The sequence below is a fragment of the Mycobacterium gordonae genome (assembly GCF_001417955.2).
In the GTDB taxonomy this organism is placed as follows: domain Bacteria; phylum Actinomycetota; class Actinomycetes; order Mycobacteriales; family Mycobacteriaceae; genus Mycobacterium; species Mycobacterium gordonae_B.
Map to the genome: position 1 here is coordinate 1 of NZ_LKTM01000086.1, position 5,331 is coordinate 5,331.

4 protein-coding genes are annotated in these 5,331 nt (G+C 64.5%); 1 reads left to right on the forward strand and 3 read right to left on the reverse strand.

The window, feature by feature from the left end; genetic code table 11:
• The 3 genes from AO501_RS09710 to AO501_RS09720 all read right to left on the reverse strand — a co-directional run.
• Positions 1 to 757, reverse strand: a 757-nt coding sequence (locus AO501_RS09710) for a hypothetical protein (RefSeq protein WP_055577521.1), incomplete at its 3' end; no start/stop codon positions are given.
• Between the two features lie 122 nt (positions 758 to 879).
• Positions 880 to 3,228: a hypothetical protein gene (locus tag AO501_RS09715; RefSeq protein ID WP_055577522.1), complete on the reverse strand. Its 2,349-nt coding sequence runs from the start codon at positions 3,226 to 3,228 to the stop codon at positions 880 to 882.
• Positions 3,229 to 3,230: 2 nt separating this feature from the next.
• Positions 3,231 to 3,545: a DUF2563 family protein gene (locus tag AO501_RS09720; protein WP_055577524.1), complete on the reverse strand. Its 315-nt coding sequence runs from the start codon at positions 3,543 to 3,545 to the stop codon at positions 3,231 to 3,233.
• Between the two features lie 246 nt (positions 3,546 to 3,791).
• Here AO501_RS09720 and AO501_RS09725 point away from each other — a divergent pair, with 246 nt between their 5' ends.
• A complete protein-coding gene (locus AO501_RS09725; protein ID WP_055577523.1) occupies positions 3,792 to 5,252 on the forward strand; it encodes a hypothetical protein in 1,461 nt (486 codons plus the stop codon).
• Positions 5,253 to 5,331 lie beyond the last annotated feature (79 nt).

Here is a 5,331-nt window from a genome sequence, read left to right on the forward strand (position 1 = left end):
CACCCGCCCCGTGCATGCCCCCCGGCGGCATCATCGGCATCGCGCCCATCGCTCCGCGCTGAGCCGGCGCCGGCTCAGGTGCGGCGGCAGGCGCCGATGTCACACCCTGCGACGAAGCCGGCACGGTCCCAGCCGAGGGCGTCGGCGGGGGACCCAGCATCGCCGTTGGCGCCGTCCCCTCGACGCCGCCACCGCCGCTTCCGCCTCCACCGCCCGCTCCAGAGAAGTCAGCGCCCGCGCCGCCCAATCCGCCTTCGGCGCCGCCGAGCTCCTCGGGCGCGTCTCCGGCCTCCCCGGCGCTGTGCTGCATCATGCCCATCCCAGCCTGCATGGCCTGCTGACCGGCTTGGGCGAGCTGTTGGGGGATCTGACTCAGTGGTTGGAGCACACCCCCGAGCACACCGGCGATACCCCCGGCGATACCGGAGGCCATCTGCGGCATCTGCTGGAGCATCTGGCTCATCTCACTGGATCCGCCGACTCCGGCCAGTTGCGCGCCGGCCTGCTCCTCATTCGCCGGAAACTTGGTCAACGCATCGGAGGTCTTGGCTTCGCGCTCGTTGTGCCCGGACAGCGCCTCGCCGTAGTCGTCGGCGTCGCCAGCATTGGCCGCTGCACCGAGGGCACGCAGCAGTTGGCTGATGCTCGACGCCCCGGAGGCCAACTGATCGGGTGTGATCATCGGCGGCGGCGGAATCCCCAACAGCTGTGACAGCTGGCCGAGGATGATCCGCAGCTGGTCGTCGTCTCCGCTCATCGCGTCCTTCCGAGTGCCTGACCTGCGTCAGGGCGGCGGTCAGCCAGTGGCGCGTTCGGCACGTGGGGATGCTATCGCCGTTCGCGTGTTTTGGTTACTCACTCTCGCCGAGGTGCAGCCACCTAGCGGCCCGGCGGACTCGAATCCTTCGCGAACTGGTTGTAACGGTTCATCATGTCTTGGTCGGGTATGAACGGCCGGCCTGGCGCATCGCCGAAACTCTGCGCGAATAGCTCGGTCAAAGCCTCGTTGAGAACGTGGTCGTAGTGGGCCGACGTCAGATTCGGGATCCTGCCGGCCAATTCGTCCGGCGTTCCGATCCGGCCATCTATCAGGAAACTGGGCTCGATGGCGACCCGCTGCCCGGAAGCGATGACGGCATTCAACAGTTCGCGATCGGCCGAACCAATGGACATGTACGGCATGGAGTAGTCGCTCGGGGACGACGCGGTGGGGGCCGGCCCGAGGAAGTCTTTTTCGGCAATGATGGCGGCAACCCCGAGCCCCGTGCCGATGACGGGACCACCCTCAGGTACCAGGCCCACTGCGCCGGTAATCGCCCGCGCGGCGGCTTCATACGCGGTCTTGCGCTGGTCGTAGGAAGCCTGCTGGGCCGCGTCGTGGCTCACGGCATGGTTGTCCACCTCGGCACGGGTTGCGCTGTCGATGCCGAAGTTGACCAACCCGCGCAGCGTCATGGCGTTGTGCAGGTTTTCGTTATAACTGTTGAGATTCGTTGCATGACTTGACAATTCCTGAGCAAAAGCCGCTTCGGCGAGCAGTGCCTGGCGGTCGGCGGCACCGTTGAAGTAGTCCGAGGCCACCTTGTCCGTGCTCAGAACCGAAAAGACACGCTTGGCGAAAGGCATCTTTCCGCTTTCCACTTCATTCGGAGAGTCGTGAAAGTTGCCGAAGTCCGGCGAACCGCCCGGCACACCTGCAATATTGCTCATAAAGGGCGTGAGCCCGTGTGCCATGCCCCGCACCAGGTGCGGGTTCACCTCACCCATCGAATGACCACCGGGAAGACGCATCAGGTCGGCACCGTGCTCACCCAGATACAAGCCATAGCACCTGGCTGTTTCGGCGGCGAGTTTCGCCTCGGGTCCCCGCGCAGCACCCTCGACCCAGTCGAAGAGTGCGGCGGCGCTCTTGCCCCCGTCCGACCAGAAGTGTCGAGACATGTTGTCCAGGAATGCGTTTCCTTCCGACCCGGTTACCATGCCGTGCATTACGGGGTGATCCGCCGATACCGCCGTGAAGAGATCTGCGACAACTGAACCCATGATTCGATCAGTCTGTTCGTGACCGTCGGTGCCGGCGAGGTCAAGTTGCCACGGCAGTAGGTTCATGACCTGGCCCGCGTGGCGGATCATTCGCCGGTCCAGGTCTGTGTTCGCCTGAAACACCGGATTGCCGGCTTTCATGATGTTCGCGATCATGCCGAGCTGCGGAAGGTAGGCCGGCCACGCCCAATTCAGGCCTTGCACATACTCCGGCAACTGCGCTTCACCGCCCCTCGCCATCTTGGCTCCCTGCACCGCACCGGGCTTGAGGTCGGTCCGGGGGAAGGCGAGAGCGGGGTTACTCATCAGCTGCCATGAATTGGCGATCATCTCCCGCTGGTCACCGAGACGTTGCTCAGCAGTCCACAGCGCGTTGACCGACATCCCATGCTGTTGCGCCTGCAGCTGGCTCAACACCGATCCCTGCTCCGGCGTCAGTGGCTCTTGGCCCGATCGCTGCTCGGCGGTAATCGAATTCAGGACGGCGTTCACCCGTGATGCCGCCGACTGGTCGCCGGCAAGTGCCGCGTGAACGTCTCGTTCGGCTTGCGCCGGTGATTCCGGCGACCTGGCCTCCGTGCCGTCCAGCGCCTCGACGGCCCCGTCGTAACCACCCCGCACACGCATCCGAGTCTTCAACCGGTTCAACAGGTCCGAATACATCTCCCGGATGTGCTCGATCTGGTGCAGAGCCGCCGCAGTTTCGTCAATAGCCTGCTGCTCGAGTTCACCGACGATGTCACCAAGGGCCATCTCGTGCGACATGGGGAGGTGGTAGGAGTCCAACAGCTGGTGAGTTTCGCCAATCTCGCGATCGACGGCCTCCAACTGACCCTCCAACACCCGGATCAAGCCTGCTGATGCGCGCTGGGCCTCCGCCAGAATCGCCGCCACGCGTTCCAAATCGATTGCTATCTCGGGCAATTGCGCAGCCTGCACGCCCAGCGTGCCCGTCGCGCGTTGCACTTCGGCCGCATCGTTGATCGGGTGATCGCCATTCTCGCGGTTCCATGCTGCCTCGAAACGACGCCGTGCTTCACTGAAGGCCGACTCGGCTTCCCTCGTCAGCTGCCCGGCATCATGGAAAGCTTGGGCCAGAGCCGAAATCTGCGCCGGGCGACCGCGGTGAAGGCTACTGCTGACTGCCCATGGGTCGCCGCCTGCCTCGGCGACCAGATGCGCCACGCTCAGGTAGCGGAGTCGCACCGCACCGCCCGCACGGTCTCCGCGTTGCTCTCGTCCATGCCCGTGAAGCCCTCGGCAGCCACCGCGGCACCACTGCCGGTGTTGTCCAGTAACTCACTGTGGTGCAACAGGAGTCGTGCGTGGTGAACCTGGACCGAGCCAGTCGCCGCGTAAAATGACTCGGCGGCGGCGAAGTCGCCGAACATCCCGGGTGGCAACTCTGCCCGCGAAAGATGTCCTGCTGCTCGATGCGCGTGGTCACCTGCCTGCCGAGATTGATCACCCCCCGAGCGCAGCAGACCAGCGTCGACGAACATCAGCACTCCCTCCCGGTCGGTGGATCGTGGTGAGGCTAATCCGGCCCGAAGTGGCCGGCAATTCACCGCGAGTCGTCGCGGAAAGGCGGGCGAAAGTAGTGCCGCCGGCTCCAGGGCTGGTGATACCTAAGTGGCTCATGGTGCTCGACAAACCAAAGAGACAAATGTTAACGAAGTGATTTCAACACACCCACAGTTCGACAACATTTCTCGTACCAACGACCCAGCCGTGTCAGTCTTTCGCGCATGTCAAGCGCCCCATGCGCCCGGTGGCTGCAGTCCGCCGTCGTGATCTGCGCAGTCATGCTGGCCCTCGCGTCGGCGCCACCGGTCACCGCCGACGTCAACGACGTCCCGACACCCCCTTCACCGACGGCACCCTGTAATGCCATCACCCCCTTCGCTTTTCCCTGCGTCGGAACGGGAAAGTTCGCCGACGCGGTGGCCGCGGAATGTCGGCGTGTCGGGGTCAACGACAACCTCTGCCTGGTTCCGCTCGCCTCGAAGGTGACCCAGGCGGCAACCGTTGCCTATCTGCAGTCGTGGGTACATCGAACGGCGCAGTTCCAATACGCTCTGGGCAACCCGGTCCCCTTCAAGGACGCCCAGTGGATCGGCACCCACAACTCGTTCAACAGCCTGGTCAGCCAGTTCACCCCGTCCCACGCCGACTCCAACCAGCAGCTGTCGATGCCACAGCAGTTCGAGATCGACGCGCGCAGCATCGAATTGGACCTGCACTACATCCCGCAGATCGACCAGCTCGGCAACCGTGCCGTCACGGTGTGCCACGGACGCGGGCCCGATCAAGCGAACCTGGGTTGCACGACCGAACCGGTACTCACCAAAGTGCTTCCGGCGATTACTGATTGGCTCAATGCCAATCCGAACGAGGTTGTCCTGATCCTGATCGAGGACCAGTTGAAAGACGCCAAGGCTTACGCTTCGGCACTGGACTCTCTGGAGCGACAGTTGCGCCGCCCCAACGGCACCAGCCTCATCTACCATCCCGCGCCGGGCGACATCACCGCGAACGGTTGTGCCGACTTCCCGCGGACCATCTCGCGTGACGACGTGCGCACTGCGGGGGCTCAGGTCGTACTCGTCGGAGATTGTGTGCCGAGTTGGGGGACCACGGTCTTCAACTGGGACGGCCAGGAAGTGCAGAGCGGCTCGACCTTCGACTACCAGCCCTATCCGAAATGCGACGCCACGTACGGCCCCGCCATCTATGCCTCGAAAATCGTTCGCTACTACGAAGACTCGACCTTCATCTCGGCCCTGATCAACCCGAGCCGACCGCCCACCAACCCGGCGGCCCTGACCCCGCCGAAAGCGCAGTCGATGACGAACTGCGGCGTCAACCTGTTCGGCTTCGACCAACTGCTGCCCGAAGACGGGCGCATCCAGGGCACGCTGTGGAGTTGGGCGCCGGACGAACCCCGCGTGAGCGTCGGCACCTGCACCCTGCAAAGCGCCGACAGCCGTTGGGTGGCGGCGCCGTGCGCGGCCACGCATCCCGCGGCCTGCCAGAACGCCTCCGGCACCTGGTTCGTGACGGCTCCGGTGACCTTCGCCAACGCACCGGCGGCCTGCGCGGCGGCAGGCTTCACGTTCCAACTGCCCCGGACCGGGGTGCAGAATTCCCGTCTGCATTCCGTCGCCGGACCGGCCGGCGGGGCATGGGTGAACTACACCATTACGTGAGTCGCGAAAGCTGATATGTAGGCATCTGTTGTCAAGAGGCAGGTGAAAGCCGCCCCGGTTTGGTGCCGGGGCGGCTTTC

What these genes read in the sequence shown, in the direction of transcription:
- AO501_RS09725 (WP_055577523.1), top strand. Translation starts at nt 3,792, where the DNA reads ATGTCAAGCGCCCCATGCGCCCGGTGGCTGCAGTCCGCCGTCGTGATC.
- AO501_RS09720 (WP_055577524.1), bottom strand. Translation starts at nt 3,545, where the DNA reads ATGTTCGTCGACGCTGGTCTGCTGCGCTCGGGGGGTGATCAATCTCGG.